Origin of the sequence: Pseudomonas paraglycinae, assembly GCF_021601625.1 — a bacterium.
GTDB classification, from domain to species: domain Bacteria; phylum Pseudomonadota; class Gammaproteobacteria; order Pseudomonadales; family Pseudomonadaceae; genus Aquipseudomonas; species Aquipseudomonas paraglycinae.
In genome coordinates this window covers 18,857-40,869 of record NZ_BQHR01000012.1, presented here as the reverse complement: position 1 = coordinate 40,869, position 22,013 = coordinate 18,857, and the positions used below count along the sequence as shown (strand labels likewise).

At 61.3% G+C, this 22,013-nt stretch carries 20 protein-coding genes; 14 read left to right on the top strand and 6 right to left on the bottom strand.

From position 1 onward, the window contains the following. The first annotated feature begins 123 nt into the window (after positions 1–123). From L6D82_RS18615 to L6D82_RS18565, 11 genes are all read left to right on the top strand, one after another. Entirely contained in the window at positions 124–2,061 is a 1,938-nt protein-coding gene (locus L6D82_RS18615; RefSeq protein WP_236190928.1) for a bifunctional 5-dehydro-2-deoxygluconokinase/5-dehydro-2-deoxyphosphogluconate aldolase, read from the top strand. 43 nt (positions 2,062–2,104) lie between these two features. Next, positions 2,105–2,998: a myo-inosose-2 dehydratase gene (iolE, locus tag L6D82_RS18610; protein ID WP_134020751.1), complete on the top strand. Its 894-nt coding sequence runs from the start codon at positions 2,105–2,107 to the stop codon at positions 2,996–2,998. Further along, on the top strand, positions 2,995–3,804 hold the full coding sequence (gene iolB, locus L6D82_RS18605) for a 5-deoxy-glucuronate isomerase (protein WP_085747792.1): 810 nt from the start codon (positions 2,995–2,997) through the stop codon (positions 3,802–3,804). The genes iolE and iolB overlap by 4 nt, the downstream gene beginning before the upstream one ends. Positions 3,805–3,834: 30 nt before the next feature. Beyond that, entirely contained in the window at positions 3,835–5,337 is a 1,503-nt protein-coding gene (locus L6D82_RS18600) for a CoA-acylating methylmalonate-semialdehyde dehydrogenase (RefSeq protein WP_236190918.1), read from the top strand. A gap of 25 nt (positions 5,338–5,362) precedes the next feature. Then, entirely contained in the window at positions 5,363–6,184 is an 822-nt protein-coding gene (locus L6D82_RS18595) for a TIM barrel protein (protein ID WP_236190915.1), read from the top strand. Between the two features lie 45 nt (positions 6,185–6,229). Continuing rightward, positions 6,230–8,161, top strand: a complete 1,932-nt coding sequence (iolD, locus tag L6D82_RS18590; protein WP_236190913.1) for a 3D-(3,5/4)-trihydroxycyclohexane-1,2-dione acylhydrolase (decyclizing) — start codon at positions 6,230–6,232, stop codon at positions 8,159–8,161. A 35-nt stretch (positions 8,162–8,196) separates the two neighbouring features. Then, on the top strand, positions 8,197–9,222 hold the full coding sequence (gene iolG / locus L6D82_RS18585; protein ID WP_085747788.1) for a bifunctional inositol 2-dehydrogenase/D-chiro-inositol 1-dehydrogenase: 1,026 nt from the start codon (positions 8,197–8,199) through the stop codon (positions 9,220–9,222). A 131-nt stretch (positions 9,223–9,353) separates the two neighbouring features. After that, complete coding sequence (locus L6D82_RS18580; RefSeq protein ID WP_102688402.1) at positions 9,354–10,403, top strand: Gfo/Idh/MocA family protein; 1,050 nt, start codon at positions 9,354–9,356, stop codon at positions 10,401–10,403. Between the two features lie 160 nt (positions 10,404–10,563). Further along, positions 10,564–11,490 carry a sugar ABC transporter substrate-binding protein gene (locus L6D82_RS18575; protein WP_007956051.1) on the top strand — a complete coding sequence of 309 codons (927 nt, stop codon included), beginning with the start codon at positions 10,564–10,566 and terminating at the stop codon, positions 11,488–11,490. 70 nt (positions 11,491–11,560) lie between these two features. Then, positions 11,561–13,126, top strand: a complete 1,566-nt coding sequence (locus L6D82_RS18570; RefSeq protein WP_102688418.1) for a sugar ABC transporter ATP-binding protein — start codon at positions 11,561–11,563, stop codon at positions 13,124–13,126. A 57-nt stretch (positions 13,127–13,183) separates the two neighbouring features. Then, a complete protein-coding gene (locus L6D82_RS18565; protein WP_007956055.1) occupies positions 13,184–14,206 on the top strand; it encodes an ABC transporter permease in 1,023 nt (340 codons plus the stop codon). A gap of 99 nt (positions 14,207–14,305) precedes the next feature. Here the strand turns inward: L6D82_RS18565 and L6D82_RS18560 are convergent, their stop codons facing one another. Continuing rightward, positions 14,306–14,563, bottom strand: coding sequence for a hypothetical protein (locus L6D82_RS18560; RefSeq protein WP_236190898.1), 258 nt, complete (start codon positions 14,561–14,563; stop codon positions 14,306–14,308). A gap of 225 nt (positions 14,564–14,788) precedes the next feature. On the opposite strand from L6D82_RS18560, the gene L6D82_RS18555 reads away from it, so the two are divergent. Then, complete coding sequence (locus tag L6D82_RS18555; RefSeq protein WP_085747785.1) at positions 14,789–15,118, top strand: hypothetical protein; 330 nt, start codon at positions 14,789–14,791, stop codon at positions 15,116–15,118. Positions 15,119–15,175: 57 nt separating this feature from the next. Here the strand turns inward: L6D82_RS18555 and L6D82_RS18550 are convergent, their stop codons facing one another. The 4 genes from L6D82_RS18550 to L6D82_RS18535 form a co-directional block, all read right to left on the bottom strand. Beyond that, positions 15,176–15,589: a VOC family protein gene (locus L6D82_RS18550; protein WP_085747784.1), complete on the bottom strand. Its 414-nt coding sequence runs from the start codon at positions 15,587–15,589 to the stop codon at positions 15,176–15,178. Positions 15,590–15,749: 160 nt separating this feature from the next. After that, positions 15,750–16,694: an alpha/beta hydrolase gene (locus L6D82_RS18545; RefSeq protein WP_236190896.1), complete on the bottom strand. Its 945-nt coding sequence runs from the start codon at positions 16,692–16,694 to the stop codon at positions 15,750–15,752. Positions 16,695–16,806: 112 nt separating this feature from the next. Continuing rightward, positions 16,807–17,805, bottom strand: a complete 999-nt coding sequence (locus tag L6D82_RS18540; RefSeq protein WP_236190894.1) for an NAD(P)H-quinone oxidoreductase — start codon at positions 17,803–17,805, stop codon at positions 16,807–16,809. 63 nt (positions 17,806–17,868) lie between these two features. After that, on the bottom strand, positions 17,869–19,089 hold the full coding sequence (locus L6D82_RS18535) for a YbfB/YjiJ family MFS transporter (RefSeq protein WP_236190892.1): 1,221 nt from the start codon (positions 19,087–19,089) through the stop codon (positions 17,869–17,871). Between the two features lie 111 nt (positions 19,090–19,200). Here L6D82_RS18535 and L6D82_RS18530 point away from each other — a divergent pair, with 111 nt between their 5' ends. Together L6D82_RS18530 and L6D82_RS18525 are read left to right on the top strand one after the other, a co-directional pair. Continuing rightward, positions 19,201–20,076 carry a LysR family transcriptional regulator gene (locus tag L6D82_RS18530; protein WP_102688406.1) on the top strand — a complete coding sequence of 292 codons (876 nt, stop codon included), beginning with the start codon at positions 19,201–19,203 and terminating at the stop codon, positions 20,074–20,076. A gap of 327 nt (positions 20,077–20,403) precedes the next feature. Next, entirely contained in the window at positions 20,404–21,165 is a 762-nt protein-coding gene (locus L6D82_RS18525; protein WP_139832929.1) for a hypothetical protein, read from the top strand. Positions 21,166–21,216: 51 nt separating this feature from the next. Here L6D82_RS18525 and L6D82_RS18520 read toward each other — a convergent pair whose 3' ends face one another. Next, positions 21,217–21,939 (bottom strand): pirin family protein, encoded by a 723-nt coding sequence (locus tag L6D82_RS18520; protein ID WP_085689135.1) that lies wholly within the window; start codon positions 21,937–21,939, stop codon positions 21,217–21,219. Positions 21,940–22,013 lie beyond the last annotated feature (74 nt).

Here is a 22,013-nt window from a genome sequence, read left to right as displayed (position 1 = left end):
CGTGAAAAATAATTGGAATATTTATTGATTGTTCGATCCGGCTCGTTTTAGTCTGCATCCACCAAGAGTGTCCGGCGCGGTCACCGCGTTGGGCACAGGCTGATAAAAATAACAGGAGCCAGCATGGGCCAGACTCGTTTTGCCAGTGGACGTCAATTGGATCTGATTTGCCTCGGACGCCTCGGCGTCGACCTCTATGCGCAGCAAGTCGGGGCACGGCTGGAGGATGTGAGCAGCTTCGCCAAATACCTCGGCGGCTCGTCCGCCAACATCGCGTTCGGCACCGCCCGGCTGGGGCTCAGATCGGCGATGCTGAGCCGGACCGGCGACGATCATATGGGGCGTTTCCTGATCGAGTCGCTGGCCCGTGAAGGCTGCGATGTCAGCGGCATCAAGGTCGATCCGCAGCGTCTGACCGCCATGGTGCTGCTCGGTCTCAAGGATCGGGAAACCTTTCCCCTGGTCTTCTACCGTGAGAATTGCGCCGACATGGCGCTGCGGGCCGAAGACATCAGCGAAGCCTTTATCGCCTCCAGCAAAGCCTTGCTGATCACCGGCACTCATTTCTCCACCGATGGCGTCTACAAGGCGAGCATCCAGGCGCTGGACTACGCCGAAAAGCACAACGTCAAACGGGTGCTGGACATCGACTACCGCCCGGTCCTGTGGGGACTCGCCGGCAAGGCGGACGGCGAAACCCGTTTCGTTGCCGATCAGAACGTCACTCAACATGTGCAACAAATCCTCCCGCGCTTCGACCTTGTGGTCGGGACGGAAGAAGAGTTTCTGCTGGCCGGCGGTTCCGAGGATTTGCTCACCGCCCTGCGCAATGTCCGGCGCTTGAGCGCAGCGACCTTGGTGGTCAAGCTCGGTCCGCAAGGTTGCACGGTGATCCACGGGGAGATTCCACAACGTCTTGAAGACGGCGCGATTTATCCCGGCGTGCGGGTCGAGGTGCTGAACGTACTGGGCGCCGGCGATGCGTTCATGTCGGGTTTCCTCAGCGGTTGGCTGGAGGATGCCAGCGACGAGCGTTGCTGCAAGTTGGCCAACGCCTGCGGTGGTCTGGTGGTGTCGCGCCATGCCTGCGCGCCGGCGATGCCGACCCGTGCCGAACTCGATTACCTCTTCAGCAGCCCGGTACCGATTACCCGGCCGGATCAGGACGTCACCCTGCAACGCCTGCATCAGGTCAGTGTGCCGCGCAAGCAGTGGAAGCAACTGTTCATCTTTGCCTTCGACCATCGCGGACAACTGGTGGAACTGGCCCAGAAGGGCGGACGCGACCTCGGCGCCATCGGCGAACTCAAGCAACTGTTTATCAAGGCCGTGGAGCGGGTCGAAAACGATTTGCGCGAGCAGAGCATCGAAGCCGATGTCGGGCTGTTGGCGGATCAGCGTTTCGGTCAGGACTCGCTGAACGCCGCCACCGGTCGAGGCTGGTGGGTGGCGCGGCCGGTCGAGGTGCAGGGCTCGCGGCCGCTGGCCTTCGAGCACGGGCGCTCGATCGGCAGCAACCTGATCGCCTGGCCGCAGGAACAAATCATCAAATGCCTGGTGCAATTCCACCCGGACGACGAACCGATGCTGCGGCTGGAGCAGGAAGCGCAAATCAAGGCGCTATATCAGGCATCGCAAGTCAGCGGTCACGAACTGCTGCTGGAAATCATCCCGCCCAAGGATCACCCCTCACCGCATCCCGACGTGTTGTATCGCGCGCTCAAGCGCCTCTACAACCTGGGCATCTACCCGGCGTGGTGGAAGATCGAAACGCAGAGCGCCGAGGAATGGCAACAGCTCGACGAACTGATCCAGGCGCGCGATCCCTATTGCCGAGGCGTGGTGCTGCTGGGCCTGAATGCCCCGGCATCCGCATTGGCCGAAGGCTTCCAGCAGGCCAGTCAGAGCCAGACCTGCCGCGGGTTCGCCGTGGGCCGTACGATTTTCCAGGAACCGAGCCGCGCCTGGCTGGCCGGCGAAATCGACGACGAGACGCTGATCCGTCAGGTGCAGGGCACCTTCGTCGAGCTGATCGATGCCTGGCGTACGGCCCGGGCCTGAGCCGCGGTTGAACATTCTAGAAATAACAATAAAAGGTGCAGCCATGCCCGCTATCCGAATTGGCATCAACCCGATTTCCTGGAGCAACGACGACCTGCCGTCCCTCGGCGGTGAAACGCCGCTGAGCACCGCCCTCAGCGAAGGCAAGGCCATCGGTTATGAAGGCTTCGAACTCAACGGCAAGTTTCCCAAGGACGCCAAAGGTGTTGGCGACGTGCTGCGTCCGTATGACCTGGCGCTGGTGTCCGGCTGGTATTCCAGTCGTCTGGCGCGGCGTTCGGTGGCAGAGGAAATCGACGCGATTGCCAGCCATGTCGAGCTGCTGGCGAAGAACGGCGCGAACGTGCTGGTTTACGGTGAAGTCGCCGACTCCATTCAGGGCCAGCGAATTCCGCTGGTCGAGCGCCCGCGTTTTCATACCGAACAGGCGTGGCAACAATACGCCGACAAGCTGACCGAGCTGGCGCGCTTCACCCTGTCCCAGGGCGTGCGTCTGGCGTATCACCACCATATGGGTGCCTACGTCGAATCGCCGTCGGACATCGACACCCTGATGGCGTTGACCGGTAATGAAGTCGGGCTGCTGTTCGATTCGGGCCATTGCTACATGGGCGGTGGTGAACCCTTGCAGGTGCTGCGCAAACACCTGTCGCGCATCTGCCACGTGCACTTCAAGGACGTGCGCAAACCGGTGGTACAACTGGCGCGCAACAACCTGTGGAGCTTCCCCGACTGCATCATCAACGGCACCTTCACCGTGCCAGGGGATGGTGACATCGACTTCTCCGAGTTGCTGGACGTGCTGCTGGCGGCCGATTACCACGGTTGGCTGGTGGTCGAGGCCGAGCAGGATCCGGCAGTGGCGCCGAGTTATGTCTACGCGAAAAAAGGCTTCGACACCTTGCGTGCGTTGCTCGACGCGAGGACTGCACGATGAGCCTGCTGGTCAAAAGCAATGCCCGTGGCCGGACCATGGTCGAGCTGGCTGAAGGTGAGCTGCAATACGTCGGTTTCGCCGCCTATCGCTTGAGCCTGGGTGAAACCTTGCCTGTCGCAGCGGGCGACAAGGAGCTGTGCCTGGTGCTGCTCAGCGGCCGGGTCGGCATCCACGGCGAAGCGCCGGGGCAAGGCGCCTTCAACTGGGACAACCTCGGTGATCGCCAGTCGGTGTTCGAAGACAAATCCCCGTTCGCCGCGTACCTGCCACTCGGCAGTCAGGCGCAGGTGGTGGCATTGAGTGATGCGCAAGTGGCGGTTTGCGCCGCTCCCGGTTCGACCACCACGGGCCTCGGCCCGCGCCTGATCAGGCCTGAAACCATGAAGCGCAGCGTGCGCGGCAAGGGCGCCAACACCCGTTATGTCTGCGACATCCTGCCGGACAGCGAGCCGGCCCATTCGCTGCTGGTGGTGGAAGTGCGCACGCCGTCGGGACACTCGTCGAGCTATCCGCCGCACAAGCACGACACCGACGACCTGCCGCACCAGAGCTTTCTCGAAGAAACCTATTACCACCAGATCAACCCGCCCCAGGGCTTCGTGTTCCAGCGGGTCTACACCGACGACCGCAGCATCGATCAGGCCATGGCCGTGGAAAACAGCGACCTCGTGGTCGTGCCCAAGGGCTATCACCCGGTCAGCGTGCCGTATGGCTACGAGTCCTATTACTTGAACGTGATGGCCGGGCCGAAACGCGTCTGGCAGTTCCATAACGACCCGCAGCACAGCTGGCTGCTGGATCTCTGAATTCCAACTTTCGCACGGAGAACAAGAACAATGAGCGACGCCCCGGTCATAGGCCACTACATCGATGGTCAGGTGCAGGACAGCGGTAGCGAACGATTCAGCAATGTCTTCAATCCGGCCACCGGTGCCGTTCAGGCGCGAGTCGGGCTGGCCAGTCAGGAGACCGTGGACGCTGCTGTCGCTTCGGCGCTCAAGGCATTCCCGGCCTGGTCCGAGCAATCGTCCCTGCGCCGTTCGCGGGTGATGTTCAAGTTCAAGGAATTGCTCGATCGTCATCACGACGAACTGGCCGAAATCATCAGCCGCGAACACGGCAAGGTGTTTTCCGATGCCAAGGGCGAAGTCACCCGAGGCATTGAAATCGTCGAATACGCCTGCGGTGCGCCGAACCTGTTGAAGACCGAGTTCAGCGACAACATCGGCGGCGGCATCGACAACTGGAACCTGCGTCAGCCACTCGGCGTCTGCGCCGGGGTCACGCCGTTCAACTTCCCGGTGATGGTGCCGCTGTGGATGATTCCGCTGGCGCTGGTCACCGGCAACTGCTTCATCCTCAAACCGTCCGAGCGCGATCCGTCCGCCAGTTTGCTGATGGCTCGCCTGTTGACCGAAGCCGGTTTGCCGGACGGCGTGTTCAACGTGGTTCAGGGCGACAAGACGGCGGTCGACGCCTTGCTGCAGCACCCGGACATCGAGGCGATTTCGTTTGTCGGATCGACGCCGATTGCCGAGTACATCCACCAGCAGGCCACCGCGCGCGGCAAGCGGGTGCAGGCGCTGGGCGGCGCGAAGAATCACATGATCGTCATGCCCGACGCGGATCTGGATCAAGCCGCGGATGCCTTGGTCGGCGCCGCTTACGGATCGGCCGGTGAGCGCTGCATGGCGATTTCGATTGCGGTCGCGGTCGGCGAAGTCGGCGATCAACTGATCGCCAAACTGCTGCCGCGGATCGATCAGTTGAAAGTCGGCAACGGTCTGCAAGGCGACAACGACATGGGCCCGCTGGTCACCGCCGAACACAAGGCCAGGGTGGAGGGTTTTATCGATCAGGGCGTGGCTCAGGGTGCGCAGCTGATTGTCGACGGCCGGCACTTCAAGGTGCCGGGCGCCGAGGCGGGCTTTTTCGTCGGCGCGACGCTGTTCGATCACGTCACCACCGACATGAGCATTTATCAGCAGGAAATCTTCGGCCCGGTGCTGGGCGTCGTGCGCGTGCCGGATTTCGCCAGTGCCGTGGCGCTGATCAACGCCCACGAATTCGGCAATGGCGTGTCGTGCTTCACCAGCGATGGCGGGATCGCCCGCGCCTTCGCCCGCAGCATCAAGGTCGGGATGGTTGGCATCAACGTGCCGATTCCGGTGCCCATGGCCTGGCATTCGTTCGGTGGCTGGAAGCGCTCGCTGTTCGGCGATCACCATGCCTACGGGGAGGAAGGCATTCGTTTCTACAGTCGCTACAAAAGCGTGATGCAGCGCTGGCCCGACAGCATTGCCAAGGGCCCGGAGTTCAGCATGCCGACGGCCAAATAAATCATCTGCGCGGAGAACAACAAGAATGAGTACTCCACTGCGTTTTGCCCTGAACCGAATGGTCGCTCCACGTTTGTCACTGCCGGCGTTCATCGAATTGGCGGTGACCCTCAAGGCCGACGCCATCGAGATCCGCAACGACCTCAAAGGCATCGAGATCGAGGACGGCACCGCGCCCGGACACGTGCGTGAGTTGTGCACGGCACATGGCATCAGCGTGCTGTCGATCAACGCGTTGTATCCGTTTGACGTGTGGAATGACGAGCGCCGCGCGCAGGCCTTGAAGCTGGCTGGCTATGCCCGCGATTGTGGTGCGCGGGGGCTGGTGATGTGCCCGTTGAACGACCGCGCCGATCCGCGCAGCGTCGCCGAACGTGCGTCGGGCCTGCGCACCGCGTTGAGCGAGCTGGCGCCGATCCTGCGCGATCACGGCCTGCTGGGATACATCGAACCGCTGGGTTTCAAAGCCTGCTCGCTGCGCCGCAAACGCACGGCGGTGGAAGCGATCAAGGCAGTCGGCGGGCTGGATGTGTTCCGTCTGGTTCACGACACCTTTCATCACCATTTGGCCGGTGAGCAGGAGTTTTTCCCTGAGCTGACCGGGCTGGTGCACATCTCCGGTGTCGAGGAAACCGAGGCGCCGCTGGCGACCCTTGGCGATGGTCACCGGGTGCTGGTGGGCGCGGACGACATTCTCGGTAACGCGGCACAAATCAACAGCCTGCTTGCTGGCGGCTACAGCGGCTACCTGTCGTTTGAACCGTTTGCAGACAGCGTCCATGGCCTGGCGGATATCCAGACGGCGATCGGCGCGAGCATGGAACACCTGAGCAAATCCCTGGGTTGACAGTGCCCCTCGCAGGGATCGGATCTGAATTTGAAAGGTGCGGTTATGACCACAACAAAACTGACCATGGCCCAGGCCCTGGTGAAATTCCTCGACAACCAGTACATCGAGGTCGATGGCGTTCAGAGCAAGTTCGTCGCCGGGATCTTTACCATTTTCGGCCACGGCAACGTGCTGGGTCTGGGGCAGGCGCTGGAGCAGGACAGCGGTGACCTGATCGTCCATCAGGGCCGCAACGAACAAGGCATGGCCCATGCGGCGATCGGTTTCGCCAAGCAGCATCTGCGGCGCAAGATCTACGCCTGTACCTCGTCCGTGGGGCCGGGCGCGGCGAACATGCTGACCGCTGCCGCGACCGCGACTGCCAACCGGATTCCCTTGCTGCTGTTGCCGGGTGATGTCTATGCCTGCCGTCAACCGGACCCGGTGTTGCAACAGATCGAGCAGTTCCACGACCTGAGCATCAGCACCAACGATGCGTTCAAGGCCGTGAGCAAATACTGGGATCGCATCAACCGTCCCGAACAATTGATGACCGCAGCAATCCACGCCATGCGTGTGCTCACGGATCCCGCCGAAACCGGCGCCGTGACCCTGGCCCTGCCGCAGGACGTGCAGGCCGAGGCCTACGACTATCCCGATTATTTCCTGCAAAAACGCGTGCATCGCATCGAGCGTCGTCCGGCCACTGAAGCGATGCTCGGCGATGCCGTGGCACTGTTCAAAGGCAAGCGCAAACCGCTGATCATCTGTGGTGGCGGCGTCAAATACTCGGGCGCCAATGCGGCGTTGCAGGCGTTTGCCGAGCGCTTCGATATTCCCTTCGCCGAAACCCAGGCCGGCAAAAGCGCGCTGGTGTCCAGCCATCCGCTGAACGTCGGCGGCATTGGCGAAACCGGTTGCCTGGCGGCAAACCTGCTGGCCAGGGAAGCGGATCTGATCATCGGGGTCGGCACCCGCTACAGCGATTTCACCACCGCGTCGAAATCCTTGTTCCAGCACCCTGACGTGCAATTTCTCAACCTCAATATCAGCCCGTGCGACGCGCTGAAACTCGACGGTGTGCAACTGTTGGCGGATGCACGGACGGGTTTGTCGACGCTGGCCGAAGCGCTGGGCGACTACCGTTCCGCTTGGGGCGATCAACCCCGTCAGGCCCGGGCGCAACTGGATGAGGAAGTGGATCGCCTGCATCAGATTGACTATCAGGCGCGGGATTTCATCCCGGAAATCAACGACCACCTCGATCCGGCGGTGTTGCGCGAATTCATCGAGCTGACCGGTTCCTGCCTGACCCAGAGCCGCGTGCTAGGCGTGCTCAATGAAACCCTCGCCGATGACGCGGTCATCGTCGCCGCCGCCGGCAGCCTGCCCGGCGACTTGCAGCGCAGCTGGCGCAGCAAAGGGGTGAACACCTATCACGTCGAATACGGATATTCGTGCATGGGCTATGAGGTGAACGCGGCGCTGGGCGTGAAGCTCGCCGAGCCTGAGCGCGAGGTTTATGCGCTGGTGGGCGACGGCTCTTACATGATGCTGCACTCGGAGCTCGCCACCTCGATCCAGGAGCGACGCAAGATCAACGTGGTGCTGTTCGACAACATGACCTTCGGTTGCATCAACAACCTGCAGATGGGCAACGGCATGGACAGCTTTGCCACCGAGTTCCGCTTCCGCAACCCGCAGAGCGGCAAGCTCGACGGTGCTTTCGTGCCGGTGGATTTCGCCATGAGCGCGGCGGCCTACGGCTGCAAGACCTACAAGGTGAATACCGTTGAAGAACTGCAGGCGGCGCTGGCCGATGCGCGCTTGCAGACGGTCTCGACCCTGATCGACATCAAGGTTCTGCCCAAGACCATGATTCACGGTTATCTGTCGTGGTGGCGGGTCGGCGTGGCGCAAGTCTCCACCAGCGCCCGCACCGACGCGGTAGCCAAAACCCTGAACGAACGACTGGCCAAGGCCCGTCAGTACTGATTGCCCTGAATCGAACAACCACAAGGAATCCTTTCATGTCATTGCTTTCCCAAGCGTTGCGGCTAGGCGTCATCGGCACCGGGGCCATCGGCCAGGACCACATCCGTCGTTGCAGCCAGACCTTGCTCAACAGCCAGGTCGTGGCGGTCACCGACATCAATCTGCAGCAGGCGGCCAAGGTCGTCGCTGACCTGAAGCTGACCGCCGAGGTTTATCCCGACGGCCATGCGCTGATCCAGGCGCCGGACGTCGAGGCGATCCTCGTCACCTCCTGGGGCCCGAGCCACGAAGAGTTCGTGCTGGCCGCGATTGCGGCGGGCAAACCGGTGTTCTGCGAGAAACCACTGGCGGTCACCGCCGAAGGCTGCCGCAAGATCGTCGAGGCCGAAGTCGCCCACGGCAAACGGCTGGTGCAGGTCGGTTTCATGCGTCCGTACGATGAAGGTTATCGCGCGTTGAAGTCGGTGATCGACAGCGGCCAGATCGGCGAACCGTTGATGCTGCATTGCGCGCACCGCAACCCGAGCGTGGGTGAAAACTACAAGACCGACATGGCGATCACCGACACGTTGATCCATGAGCTGGACGTACTGCGCTGGTTGCTCGATGACGATTACGTCTCGGTGCAGGTGGTGTTCCCGCGCAAGAGCAGCAAAGCCCTCGCGCATTTGAAAGATCCGCAGATCGTGCTGCTGGAAACCGCCAAGGGCACGCGCATCGACGTGGAAGTCTTCGTCAATTGCCAGTACGGCTACGACATCCAGTGCGAAGTGGTGGGGGAGACCGGCATCGCCAAATTGCCGGAGCCGTCCCAGGTTCAATTGCGCAGCGGGGCCAAGCTGTCCAACGCGATTCTGATGGACTGGAAGGATCGCTTCATCGCGGCCTATGACGTCGAGTTGCAGGCGTTCATCGATGGCGTGCGGGCGGGGCAGGTGGGTGGACCGTCGGCGTGGGATGGCTTCGCCGCCGCGGTTGCCGCCGATGCGTGCATCGAAGCGCAGAACAGCGGGGCGATCGTCAACGTTGCACTGCCGGACCGTCCCCATTTCTACAGCTGACGCAAATCTCTGTGGGACCGAGCTTGCTCGCGATTGCGGTCTATCAGGGCACATCAATGTGGAATGTGCCGCCGCCATCGCGGGCAAGCCCGCTCCCACAGGGTCCGCGTTTTATTCAGGGAAATACTTGTATGCGCATCGGACTTGTCGGTTACGGCCATGGCGGCCGGTTTTTTCATGCTCCGCTGATCAGCAGTCTGCCGGCGGCGACGTTCGTCGGCGTGGTCACCCGTTCAGCGGAGCGCCGACAGTTGCTGGCGGCGGAGCATCCGGGTGTGCCGGCCTTCGACAGCATCGGCCAGTTGGTGGAAGCCGGGATTGATGTGCTGGTGGTATCGACGCCCCTCAAGGGCCGGCCGGCACTGGTGCTCGACGGCATCGAACACGGCGTGGCGGTGGTCAGCGACAAGCCGTTCGCCGCCGACTGGCAGCAGGCGCAAACCCTGATCACCATGGCCGAGCGCCAGAATGTACCGCTCAGCGTCTATCAGAACCGGCGCTGGGATTCGGACTTTTTAACCGTGCGCAAACTCATCGAATCCGGCGCGTTGGGCCAGGTCAGCCGGTTCGAGTCGCGTATCGAGCGTTACTCGCCGTCGTCGGTTCACAACGGCAGCGGCGGTGGTTTCCTGCGCGACCTTGGCAGTCATCTGGTCGATCAGGCGCTGTTGCTGTTCGGTCCGGTGACACGGGTCTACGCGGAACTGGACTACCTGGAAAAAGACCAGGCCTTCGATCACGGCTTCTTCATGTCCCTGACCCACGTCGACGGCGTGACCTCGCATCTGGGTGGCAGTTGCCTGCAAAACAGCCCTGGCCCGCGCTTTCGGGTGAGCGGCACGCTGGGCTGTTACAGCGTCGAGGGTCTGGACGGGCAAGAGGCCCAGGCACTGGCCGGGCTCTCGCCGAAAACCGAAGGCGAGCGCTGGGGCGTCGAAGAGCACCGCCGTTGGGGCTGGTTCGAACACGGAGACGAGCGTGAGCGGGTTCCGTCTGAGCGCGGCTGCTGGAGTCAGTTCTATTTGCAGCTACAAATCGCGTTGCAAAACGGTGGCCCACTGCCCGTGGACGCCCGTGATGCACTGGCGACAACCCGCGTGCTAGACGCTGCGCGCCTGAGTTTCAAACGTCGTCAGGTAGTGGAACTGAGTGAGTTTGCAAGCCATGGAATAAAATCATAATAAAATTCTAAAACAGGTTGATATGGAAAATATTTTCCAATAAAGTCGATTCCAGATTCACTGTCTCGGGATACGTTCCAACGCTTCGACTGCTTGTCCGCTTACTGAAATCGTCATGCCTCATCCATAAAACCAACAAGAATGTGGAGAAAGACTTTTCATGAAGACCAAGACCCGTTTTGCCTCACTGGCCTTGTCCCTGATGTTCGCCAGCGGCGCTGCGCTGGCCGATATGAAGATCGGCGTCAGCATGTCCCAGTTCGATGACACCTGGCTGACCTACCTGCGCGAATCCATGGACAAGAAAGCCAAGTCCTATCCCGACGGCGTCAAGCTGCAGTTCGAAGACGCCCGCAGCGATGTGGTCAAGCAACTGAGCCAGGTCGAGAGCTTCATCAGCCAGAAAGTCGACGCCATCGTGGTCAATCCGGTGGATACCGCCGCCACCAAAAAGATTACTGAAGCGGCAGTGAAGGCCGGCATTCCGCTGGTCTACGTCAACCGCCGCCCCGATGACCTGAACCTGCCCAAAGGCGTGGTAACCGTTGCTTCCAACGACCTGGAGGCCGGCGAGATGCAGATGCAGTACCTGGCCGACAAGATGGGCGGCAAGGGCGATATCGTGATTCTGCTGGGGGACCTGGCGAACAACTCCACCACCAACCGCACCAAGGGCGTTAAAGAGGTGCTGGCCAAATACCCGGACATCAAGGTCGAGCAGGAGCAGAGCGGCGTATGGCTACGGGACAAGGGCATGACCCTGGTCAACGACTGGCTGACCCAGGGCCGCAAGTTCGACGCGGTGGTCTCCAACAATGACGAAATGGCCATCGGTGCCGCCATGGCCCTGCAACAGGCCGGCGTCGCCAAAGGCAGCGTGCTGATTGCGGGAGTCGACGGTACGCCGGACGGCTTGAACGCCGTGAAGAAGGGTTCGCTGGCCGCTTCCGTGTTCCAGGACGCCAAGGGTCAGGCCGACGGCTCCATCGATACCGCGGTGAGAATGGCGAAGAATGAGCCGGTCGAGCCGGCGGTCTGGGTGCCATTCCGCCTGATCACGCCGCAAAACGTTGACCAGTTCAAATAGTCCGTCCGTTCAATAACAACAATAAGCCCGCAAGGTGGCGATCGCGACCTTGCTGATGGAGTACCTGATCATGTTCGCTTCAGCGACTGCTTCGAGCACCCCTTTGACGGGGAGCCCGCCCACTGCAATACCTGTCGAAGAGCCGTACCTGCTGGAGATCCTCAACGTCAGCAAGGGTTTCCCCGGTGTGGTGGCGTTGTCCGATGTGCAACTGCGGGTACGCCCCGGTTCCGTGCTGGCGCTCATGGGCGAGAATGGCGCGGGCAAATCCACCCTGATGAAAATCATCGCCGGCATCTACCAGCCAGACGCCGGCGAGCTGCGCCTGCGGGGCAAACCGGTGGTGTTCGAAACGCCACTGGCAGCGCTTCAGGCCGGGATCGCGATGATCCACCAGGAACTCAACCTGATGCCGCACATGAGCATCGCCGAAAACATCTGGATCGGTCGCGAGCAGCTCAACGGCTTTCACATGATCGACCATCGGGAAATGCACCGCTGCACGGCGAAACTGCTGGAGCGCCTGCGGATCAACCTTGATCCCGAAGAGCAGGTCGGCAATCTGAGTATCGCCGAGCGGCAGATGGTCGAGATCGCCAAAGCCGTGTCTTACGACTCCGACATCCTGATCATGGACGAACCGACATCGGCCATCACCGACAAGGAAGTCGCCCATCTGTTCTCGATCATTGCCGACCTGAAAAACCAGGGCAAAGGCATCATCTACATCACCCACAAAATGAACGAAGTGTTCGCGATTGCCGATGAAGTGGCGGTGTTCCGCGACGGCGCCTACATCGGCCTGCAGCGGGCCGATTCCATGGACAGCGACAGCCTGATCTCGATGATGGTCGGTCGCGAATTGAGCCAGTTGTTTCCGGTGCGCGAAAAGCCGATCGGCGATCTGTTGCTGTCGGTGCGCGACCTCAAGCTCGATGGCATTTTCAAGGGCGTCTCCTTCGACCTGCATGCCGGGGAAATCCTCGGCATCGCCGGTTTGATGGGCTCCGGCCGGACCAACGTGGCCGAAGCGATCTTCGGCATCACGCCCAGCGACGGTGGCGAGATCCGTCTCGATGGCGAAGTGGTGCGCATCAGCGATCCGCACATGGCGATCGAGAAGGGCTTCGCGCTGTTGACCGAGGATCGCAAACTCAGCGGTCTGTTCCCGTGCCTCTCGGTGCTGGAAAACATGGAAATGGCCGTCCTGCCGCACTACGCCGGCCACGGGTTCATCCAGCAAAAAGCCTTGCGCGCCTTGTGCGAAGACATGTGCAAGAAGCTGCGGGTGAAAACCCCGTCGCTGGAGCAATGCATCGACACACTGTCGGGTGGCAATCAGCAGAAGGCCTTGCTGGCCCGCTGGCTGATGACCAACCCGCGCATCCTGATTCTCGACGAGCCGACCCGTGGCATCGATGTAGGCGCCAAGGCCGAGATCTACCGGCTCATCGCCTACCTCGCCAGCGAAGGCATGGCGGTGATCATGATTTCTTCGGAACTGCCGGAAGTGCTCGGCATGAGTGACCGGGTGATGGTCATGCACGAGGGCGACCTGATGGGCACCCTCGACCGCAGCGAGGCGACTCAGGAGCGGGTGATGCAACTGGCCTCGGGCCTGTCCTCGGTTCATTAATGGATACCGCTGGTGGCCGAGGCCGCCGTCGATGATGCGATAGAAAGGTGAGTGGTTATGAACGCGATACTGGAAAACAAACCGGCCACGGCACCGGTCAAGAGTCGCCGGCGCTTTCCGACGGAGCTGAGCATTTTCCTGGTGCTGATCGGCATCGGCCTGGTGTTCGAACTGTTCGGCTGGATCGTGCGCGACCAGAGCTTCCTGATGAACTCCCAGCGGCTGGTGTTGATGATCCTGCAAGTGTCGATCATCGGCCTGCTGGCGATTGGCGTGACCCAGGTGATCATCACCACCGGTATCGACCTGTCGTCGGGCTCGGTGCTCGCGTTGTCGGCGATGATCGCGGCCAGTCTGGCGCAGACCTCGGATTTCGCCCGGGCGGTGTTCCCGTCACTGACCGATTTGCCGGTCTGGATTCCGGTGATTGCCGGGCTCGGTGTCGGGCTGCTGGCGGGGGCGATCAACGGCAGCATCATCGCCATCACCGGGATTCCGCCGTTCATTGCCACACTGGGCATGATGGTTTCGGCCCGTGGCCTGGCGCGTTACTACACCGAAGGCCAGCCAGTGAGCATGCTCTCGGACTCCTACACGGCCATCGGCCACGGCGCGATGCCGGTGATCATTTTTCTGGTGGTGGCGGTGATCTTCCACATCGCGCTGCGCTACACCAAGTACGGCAAATACACCTACGCCATCGGCGGCAACATGCAGGCGGCGCGCACCTCAGGCATCAACGTCAAACGCCATCTGGTCATCGTCTACAGCATCGCCGGACTGCTGGCGGGGCTGGCCGGCGTAGTGGCTTCGGCCCGCGCCGCTACCGGGCAGGCCGGGATGGGCATGTCCTATGAGCTGGACGCGATTGCCGCGGCAGTTATCGGTGGTACCAGTCTGGCGGGTGGAGTGGGGCGCATCACCGGCACGGTAATCGGCGCTTTGATCCTTGGGGTGATGGCCAGCGGGTTCACGTTTGTCGGGGTCGATGCTTACATACAGGACATCATCAAGGGACTAATCATCGTGGTCGCGGTGGTGATCGACCAGTACCGCAACAAGCGCAAGCTCAAGCGCTGAAATTAATCGTCCTGGCCTGCCAAGGCGGGATCAGCGTCATATACAAAAGCCGATCGGAGAGATCGGCTTTTTTATGCCTGCGAAAACTGGCTAAGTGGTTCAGGGTTTCTTTTCTTCCATCCCATCCTTTGAGCCACTGGAAGTTTGCGCATCCTTCTCTGTCTCGTGGGACTCTGCACCGGAGTTCGACCCCGAGGCTTCTTCACCCTTTTTGTCGGCCTTGTCTTCTTTGGATTCGGTGCCTCCCTGATTGACTCCGGGAATGCCGGTAGGGGGGACGCTGCTTCCCGCCATCGCCAGCGGTGCGGTGGCGGATAAAAGACTTCCAAGCATGAAGGCTGCAATGGTTCTGTTCATCGTCGGGCTTCCGCGTCGGGTGGATGTATCTTGGAAAATCAGAGGCGAAGCAAAGTGCCGGGCGGCTGACGGGCGGGAGAGGTGGGAGACGGGTGGCGGTGGAGCTGCGCATCTTTATGGCCATCCTTCGGCCGAGATTGGCTGAAAAAAGGCGGCAAATTGCTGGCCCCCGAATGTTTCAAGTCCCGGCAAACTCGCCTTTTTTCAAAAGGTTAGGTGGGCTATATGCGGACGATTGTCATCACTGTAGCAACGCTTTCCCTCGCTCTGCTCGCGGTGGAGGCCCAGGCCAGGGAACTGAGCAAGAGCCATCGTTTTGCGTGTACCTGGGGTTCGGACATCGCCGCCGGTGCGCAACAGTCGAAGCTGTCAGGGATTTCCCTGTATGGCGCGCGCAAGCGCCTGCAGGCGCGCAAGTTCCAGCAACCGTGGATGCGCATGACCGCCATGGGCATCACTGAGCAGACCTACGACAGCGCGTCGCGGCTGAAGCCGGCGGCCGTCAAGCAGACGTACTACGAACAGTGCGTTCGGCATGAGCTTGCACAGCGTTGAACGCAAAAGCCCGACCTGAATAGGTCGGGCTTGTTCATGTCCGGTGCAATGACAGCGTCACTTGTCACTTTCGCAATTGACCATCCACGACACGCCAAAACGATCCACCAGCATGCCGAAACGCGCGGCCCAGAAGGTGGCTTCCAGCGGCATGTCGACGCGACCATCCTTGGCCAGGGCATTAAACACCCGTTCGGCCTCGGCGATGCTGTCGACATTCAGGGAAATCGAGCAACCGCTCATGCCTTGGGTGGGGCGGTCGGGTGTGGTGTCCGAAGCCATGAGCATCTGATCCCCGACTTTCAGGCAGGTGTGGATGATCAGGTTGTGGTGCTCTTTGGGGACATGTTCGGCGGCTGGCGTTTCGCCGAAGGTCATCATCGCTTCGAGCTTGCCTTGCAGGCATTGCTCGTAAAACGTGAAGGCTTCGCGGCAGTCGCCGTTGAAGATCAGGTACGGGTTGATTTTCATGGGGGTGCTCCCGAATAGGCAGTGGAACGCAGCGCGGCCGGGTGTGCCGAAGCAGCGTCATGGATTGACTCTATCCAGCAAAGCGTTAGAACGCCGGATTGCCAACCGATGCTGCAAGAGTTTCCTTTCGGGGTGACCGATGGTCTGCGGGGAAGAGGCGTCAGGAATCGCGCGGGTTCTTCTGTACCGCAGCGCCCGCCACTCGGGCGGCAGGTCGGGTTTGCATCAGCGCATCGATCGCCTTGCGATAGTTCTGTCCGCCCAGCGCCATGCTGTTGTTGTGCGTTGCGCCGGGCACCAGCAGCAGGCGTTTCGGTTGCCGGGCGGCGGCGAACAGTTGCTCGCTGAAGCGCGACGGCACGAAGGCGTCGGCCAAGCCGTGCACCACCAGCAAGGGCATGTGGATCTCGGCGATCTTGTCGATGGAGTCGAATTTCTGCGACAGCAACCAACGCACCGGAAGAGAGGTGTTGGCCACGGCAGCCGCAACATCTGCCAATGAGGTGAATGTGGATTCGATGACCAGCCCGCGCACCGGCAGTGGGGTGTGATTTCTGGCGGCATCGCGGCCGAGTTCGGCAGCCAGATCGATGGCGACCGCGCCACCCAATGAATGCCCGTAGATCAGGCGTTTGTTCGGATCGGGTTGCAACAGCTGGAAGCGTTCCCAGGCTACCCGGGCATCTTCGTACACCGTGCTTTCCGACGGCAGATCGCCACGGCTCTGGCCGAAACCGCGATAGTCGATGGCCAATACCGAATAACCTGCCGCGCGCAATTGTTCGATACGAAACAGTTGCCCGGTGAGGTTCCAGCGCACGCCATGCAGATAAAGGATGGCCGGAGCATTGGCGCGCTCCGCCGGCCACCACCAGGCGTGAATGTTTTGCCCGGCCTTGAAGCTCTTCGGTTGCAGATCGAGTTCCTGCACGCTGCCGGGCAATCCGTGATACCAGCCGGCGGTGCCCGGTTCGATGCGGAACAACAGCTTGCGTTCGGTGTGTTCCAGCACGGCACAACTAGCCGGCACGCCGATGATCAGGGCGGCCATGCAGGCGAACGCCAGACGGCGGCGTCGAAGTCGGGTCATGAAGGCAAAGAACATTAAACGTTTCACCAGAGCGCGGGCAAAGAACGCTTTTTACCAGATGCCTTGACCCGCGCGTGACATTTTCGACCACCGCACGCCTGCAACGATTACAAAATGCTGCAACGACTCAGTCGATCTTCAGCACGATCTTGCCGATGTGGTCGCCCGCTTCCATGTGGGCATGGGCCTTGGCTGCGTCGGTGAGCGGATAGACCTTGTCGATCATCGGCAGGCAGCGCCCGGCGGCCAGCGCCGGCCAGACGTGTTCGCGCAATTGATCGGCGATGGCGGCCTTTTCCGCCGAGGTACGTGCGCGAAGCAGGGAACCGGTGACCACCGCACGTTTGCCGAGGATCGCCAGCAGATCGATGTCATTGGCCCGCGCGCCACCGAGGAAACCGAGCATCACCAACCGCCCATCCATCCCCAAGGCGCTGATGTTCCCGTTGAGGTACGAGCCGCCCATGATGTCGAGGATCACATTGACGCCCTGGCCGGCGGTTTTTTCAGCGATGACAGCGGCGAAATCCTGTTCCCGGTAGTTGATCGCTTCGCCGCCCAGATTGTGGATCGCTGCGCATTTATCGGCGCTTCCGGCGGTGGCAAAGGCCTCGATGCCAAACTCGCGGCACAGCATCAACGCGGTGGTGCCGATGCCGCTGGTGCCGCCGTGGATCAAGGCGCGCTGGCCACGGCTGGCGCCGCCGAGGCCGAACAGATTGGCCCACACCGTGAAAAAGGTTTCCGGAATTGCAGCTGCCTGAATCCAGTCCAGCCCATCGGGAATCGGCAGGGCCTGGCCGGCCGGGACCGTGCAGTATTCGGCGTAACCTCCGCCATTGGTCAGCGCGCAGACCCGGTCACCGACCGCGAATGTGCTGACGCCGTTGCCAATCGCCACGACTTCGCCGGCTACTTCAAGGCCAGGAATCGGGTTCATGCCGGGCTTCATCGGGTATTTGCCGGCACGTTGCAGGGCGTCGGGGCGATTGATGCCGGCGGCATGCACGCGGATCAGTATTTCGCCTTCTGCGGCGACCGGCAGCGGGACGCGCCGGGATTGCAGAACCTCGGGCCCGCCCGGTTCGGTGATTTCGATTCGGGTCATTTCATTGGGCAACGTCATTTTCGATTCCTCTTGAAAAAGTGATCAGTAGATGGGAGCACAGTCAGGGCGCAATGATTCCCGTCATTCGGCGCAGCAGCGTTGTTCTACGGAGGAGGGCAGCAGTTTCATGGCGTGCTCAAGTATCAGCGCGATCACGATGGCACCGCCGGCAATCACGAAGAGCAGCGCATGTTGTCCGCCCGTGGCGTTGAACAGCGCCGAATAGGCGAAGCCCGCCAGCGCCTGAAACGTGGCGAACGACACCGTGGCCCGGCTCCACGCCACCTGTTGGCGATGATGATCCGGCACCAGCTCATGCACCCGGGCCAATGCCAGCGGCACAATACCCGGCGGAAATGAACCAAGGACCACCGCCAGCAGCGCCAACGCCAGGAACGAATGCGAAACCGCCAGCAAACCCAGGGTGATCGCCTGCACCACCAACACCAGACGAATGCCGGTGCGCGCGCCAAGATGATCGGCGAGGAAGCCATAACTCACCGGGCCGACGATGGCGCCCAGACCGTACATGACCCAGATCAGAGCGCCGACGTGCGACCCGGCGCCCAGACCCCGGGCGACGTAATCCACCAGGAAGACCATGGCCGGTACCAGCCCGGCGGCCATGAATGCGTACTGGGCAAACAACAGATAAACAGCAGGCGGTGTCGGAGCGACCGGTTCCACTTCAGCGGTGGTGGTGATTGCATGGGGCTGCTCCGAGGGCCAGCCGAACCAGCTCAATGCCGTCAGTGCCAGCGACAAAACGCCCAATCCCCGCCACGTCGCTTGCAGGCCAAGGCTCAACAGCAGCGGAACAATCGTGCCCGATCCGGCGATGCCCAGACCGATGCCGAGGAAAATCGCGCCGCTGGCCAGGCCCTTGCGCGCGGCCGGTACATGGGGCAGCACGGTCGCGGCCACCAGCACCATGATCGCGCCGCCCGCGATCCCGGACAGCAGGCGCCAGCCGAAATACCAGCTCACCGACACGGGATACGCACAGGCAAAGAACGCCACGGTCACCGCCAGCATCATCAGTCGCAAGGCATTTCTCTGGGTGAGCCGGCGTGCCAGCGGTCGGCCAAGGAGGGCGCCGATCAGGTAACCGACCAGGTTGGCCGCACCCAGATAGACCACATCATGGGCGGAAAACCATTGCGCCTGAATCAGCGAAGGGATCAGCGGCGTGTAGGCGAAACGCGCCAGACCGATGCTGACCAGGCTGGCGCAAAGTCCGGCGAAGATCGCCAGCCAGACACTTGTGTCCGGACGTTCGGGCGAAGCAGTTGAAGTGTGCATGACGGCAATCCTTTGAAAGGTTTATGGCGCCCAGCATATCGGCTATCGTTGCTGCGTTAATGCAGCGAGTTTGCGTGATAGTGATGCGTTTATGCATCAATGGAGAACGATATGAACTGGGATGATGCACGGGTGTTTCTTGCGGTCTGTCGCGAGTCGACATTGCGCGGTGCCGCGCGCGTGCTGGGCGTGGATCAGGCGACAGTAGGGCGACGCATCACGGCGCTGGAAAAGTCGCTGGGCGCGACCTTGTTTCTGCGCACCTCCGAGGGCTATGCACTGACGGCCGTCGGCGAAGCGGCGCTCAAGTCGGTAGAAAAAATGGAGCATTCGGCGCTGGAGCTGGAACGGCGTATCCAAGGCCTGGACGATCGCCTGACCGGCAGTGTGCGGGTCAGCACCACCGATTCGCTGGCCATCGATTTCCTGATCCCGGCCATTGCGCAGTTGCACGAACGGCATCCGGACGTGCGCGTGCAACTGGACGCCTCCACGCAGATCCTCAGCCTGGCCAAGCGTGAAGCGGACATCGCCGTGCGCAACACCCGCCCGGACAATCCGGACCTGATCGCCCGGCGCATCGCGCGTTGGCCGGTGGGGCTGTTTGCCTCGCAGGCCTACGTCGACAGCCATGGCGTGCCGACGCCGGGCAGTACGTTCGAGGGCCATGATCTGGTGGTGTACCAGCCGTATCTGCAAGGCAACAAGGACCTGACCCTGGTGACTGAACCCGTGACTCGCGGGCGGATCGTCGCCGGTCTGAGCTCCAGCCTGCTGGTACGCCGCTCGATTGCCGCCGGGCTGGGTGTAGGAGAAATCCCGGTCTACATGGGCGAGCGCGACGGTCTGGTCAGGCTGTGGCCGGAGCGTACGCGGCCGTTGCCTTATGAAGTGTGGCTGGTGACCCACGCGGATCTGCGCCATACCGCGCGGGTCAGGGCGGTGATCGAGCAGATTGTCGAAGCGTTTGCGCTGGAGAATGAGTAGTCCTTGATGCCGTGTAGGACGGCTACATCAGCTGACGATCTTGCCTACAACAGCGCCAGAATCCGCTGGCTTGTGAGTTTTTTGGCCGGGCCCTATCGTTTCTCACACCCGGAGTGAGCAGGTGCAACGCTCCGCGGTGATCAATCCAGGGAAGTATTGATAAACGTCAGAGGTGCGGAATTGATTGCAAGGGAATTCAGCCAATTTCAAGCAAGCGACATGGCCGGGCAAACGGATAGTAGTGAGTGTATGAACTACATAACGCGAGACGAATTCAGCGCCAGGATCGAAGTCATCGAGACTAGAATCGATGCACGGATCGAGTCCATGTCCGCCAAGATCGATGGCTTTCTGACCCAACAGGCTGAGCGGGATCAGGCACGGTTGGAGCTCGAAAAAAGTCAGGAGCAGGGCCGGCTGGAGCAAAAACGCTCTATGGAGGAGGCACGGTTCGAGTGGGAGCGATCTCAGGAGGCGGCTCGGGTGGAGCGTGAGCGGTCCCAAGACGCGGCGCGCCTGGAGCAGAAACGAGAGCAGGAGGCAGCACGGCGGGAGTGGGAGAAGTCTCAGGAAAAGTCGCGCCTTGAGCGGGAAGAGGCCCAGGAGAAAGTGCGCCTTGAGCGGGAGCAGGCTCAGGAAAGAATCCAGCTGGCGCACGAGAAGAATCTCGAAAACCTGCGGCAGGAGCGCTTGAAGGCTCGGCTGGGGCATGAAAAGGTCTTGGAGACGGCCCGACAGGAGCGGGAGACCGCCCGGGTCGAGCGAGAGAAAGTCTACGAAAAGGTCAGACTGGAACAAGAAAAGGCTCATCTGGAGCGCGACCAGCGTTACGCGATCGTCTCGGCTCGCATTGACAGGTCTCTGGAGCGAATTGACGAAGCCGTCAGGCAGGTCTCGACGATCAAGGCGAATTACTGGGCGGCAACGGCCGTACATTTTCTCGGAATGGTTGCCATACTCGCGGGTTCTTACTACGCCAATCAGGCAAACGTGCTCGTCACGATGCAGACCACCCTGGCCATGATTCAATCGGTGAAAGAGGCTGGAAACCCTGCGCCGGCAGTGCTGATGAGCTTGCCAGCAGAATGAAAAACGGCCTTCAACGAAGGCCGTTTTTTTCGAGCGATGAAAACCACGGGCTTATGGCATTTCCGGCAGTTCCTGCGGGCGCAGGTCAAACACCAGGACTTCGGCATCCTGGCCATTGCTCAGGGTCAGTGCCTGTTCTTCACGAACCCGCACGCCGTCGCCTTCCTTCAACTGCACGCCGTTCAGTTCAACACTACCGCGAGCGACGTGCACATAGGCATAGCGGTTGGCAGGCAGCTTGAGGGTGGCGCTTTCCTCGCCATCGAACAGCCCGGCATACACCCGTGCATCCTGGCGCACTTTCAGCGAGCCGTGGCTGCCTTCGGGCGAAATGATCAGTTGCAGGCGACCGCGTTTTTTCTGTTCGCTGAAGTGCTCTTGCTGGTAACGCGGTTTCGCGCCGCTGACGTCCGGTACGATCCAGATCTGCAGGAAGTGCACAGGCTTGGTCGCCGAATGGTTGAACTCACTGTGGGCCACGCCGCTGCCGGCGCTCATCAGTTGCACATCGCCGGGGCGGATTACCGAACCGGTGCCGAGGGTGTCCTTGTGTTCCAGCGCACCTTCGAGCACATAGGAGAAAATCTCCATGTCACGGTGCGGGTGCTGGCCGAAGCCCTTGCCGGCGGCAACGCGGTCATCGTTGATTACCAGCAGGTCGGAGAAACCCTGTTCACGCGGGTCACGGTAGCTGGCGAAGGAAAAGGTGTGGAACGACTTCAACCAGCCATGATTGGCCAGACCACGGTCGGAAGCTTTACGAAGGGTCAGCATGATGAAATCTCCTTTCAGGACGTTGATTCGTCCGAGTGAGGAGAAGGTTACTGGTTACCCCGCGATGCAATAAG

Bases quoted from the DNA above. Each gene is read 5' to 3' on its own strand.
- L6D82_RS18615 (WP_236190928.1), top strand. From the start codon at position 124: ATGGGCCAGACTCGTTTTGCCAGTGGACGTCAATTGGATCTGATTTGC.
- iolE (WP_134020751.1), top strand. From the start codon at position 2,105: ATGCCCGCTATCCGAATTGGCATCAACCCGATTTCCTGGAGCAACGAC.
- iolB (WP_085747792.1), top strand. From the start codon at position 2,995: ATGAGCCTGCTGGTCAAAAGCAATGCCCGTGGCCGGACCATGGTCGAG.
- L6D82_RS18600 (WP_236190918.1), top strand. From the start codon at position 3,835: ATGAGCGACGCCCCGGTCATAGGCCACTACATCGATGGTCAGGTGCAG.
- L6D82_RS18595 (WP_236190915.1), top strand. From the start codon at position 5,363: ATGAGTACTCCACTGCGTTTTGCCCTGAACCGAATGGTCGCTCCACGT.
- iolD (WP_236190913.1), top strand. From the start codon at position 6,230: ATGACCACAACAAAACTGACCATGGCCCAGGCCCTGGTGAAATTCCTC.
- iolG (WP_085747788.1), top strand. From the start codon at position 8,197: ATGTCATTGCTTTCCCAAGCGTTGCGGCTAGGCGTCATCGGCACCGGG.
- L6D82_RS18580 (WP_102688402.1), top strand. From the start codon at position 9,354: ATGCGCATCGGACTTGTCGGTTACGGCCATGGCGGCCGGTTTTTTCAT.
- L6D82_RS18575 (WP_007956051.1), top strand. From the start codon at position 10,564: ATGAAGACCAAGACCCGTTTTGCCTCACTGGCCTTGTCCCTGATGTTC.
- L6D82_RS18570 (WP_102688418.1), top strand. From the start codon at position 11,561: ATGTTCGCTTCAGCGACTGCTTCGAGCACCCCTTTGACGGGGAGCCCG.
- L6D82_RS18565 (WP_007956055.1), top strand. From the start codon at position 13,184: ATGAACGCGATACTGGAAAACAAACCGGCCACGGCACCGGTCAAGAGT.
- L6D82_RS18560 (WP_236190898.1), bottom strand. From the start codon at position 14,563: ATGAACAGAACCATTGCAGCCTTCATGCTTGGAAGTCTTTTATCCGCC.
- L6D82_RS18555 (WP_085747785.1), top strand. From the start codon at position 14,789: ATGCGGACGATTGTCATCACTGTAGCAACGCTTTCCCTCGCTCTGCTC.
- L6D82_RS18550 (WP_085747784.1), bottom strand. From the start codon at position 15,589: ATGAAAATCAACCCGTACCTGATCTTCAACGGCGACTGCCGCGAAGCC.
- L6D82_RS18545 (WP_236190896.1), bottom strand. From the start codon at position 16,694: ATGTTCTTTGCCTTCATGACCCGACTTCGACGCCGCCGTCTGGCGTTC.
- L6D82_RS18540 (WP_236190894.1), bottom strand. From the start codon at position 17,805: ATGACGTTGCCCAATGAAATGACCCGAATCGAAATCACCGAACCGGGC.
- L6D82_RS18535 (WP_236190892.1), bottom strand. From the start codon at position 19,089: ATGCACACTTCAACTGCTTCGCCCGAACGTCCGGACACAAGTGTCTGG.
- L6D82_RS18530 (WP_102688406.1), top strand. From the start codon at position 19,201: ATGAACTGGGATGATGCACGGGTGTTTCTTGCGGTCTGTCGCGAGTCG.
- L6D82_RS18525 (WP_139832929.1), top strand. From the start codon at position 20,404: ATGTCCGCCAAGATCGATGGCTTTCTGACCCAACAGGCTGAGCGGGAT.
- L6D82_RS18520 (WP_085689135.1), bottom strand. From the start codon at position 21,939: ATGCTGACCCTTCGTAAAGCTTCCGACCGTGGTCTGGCCAATCATGGC.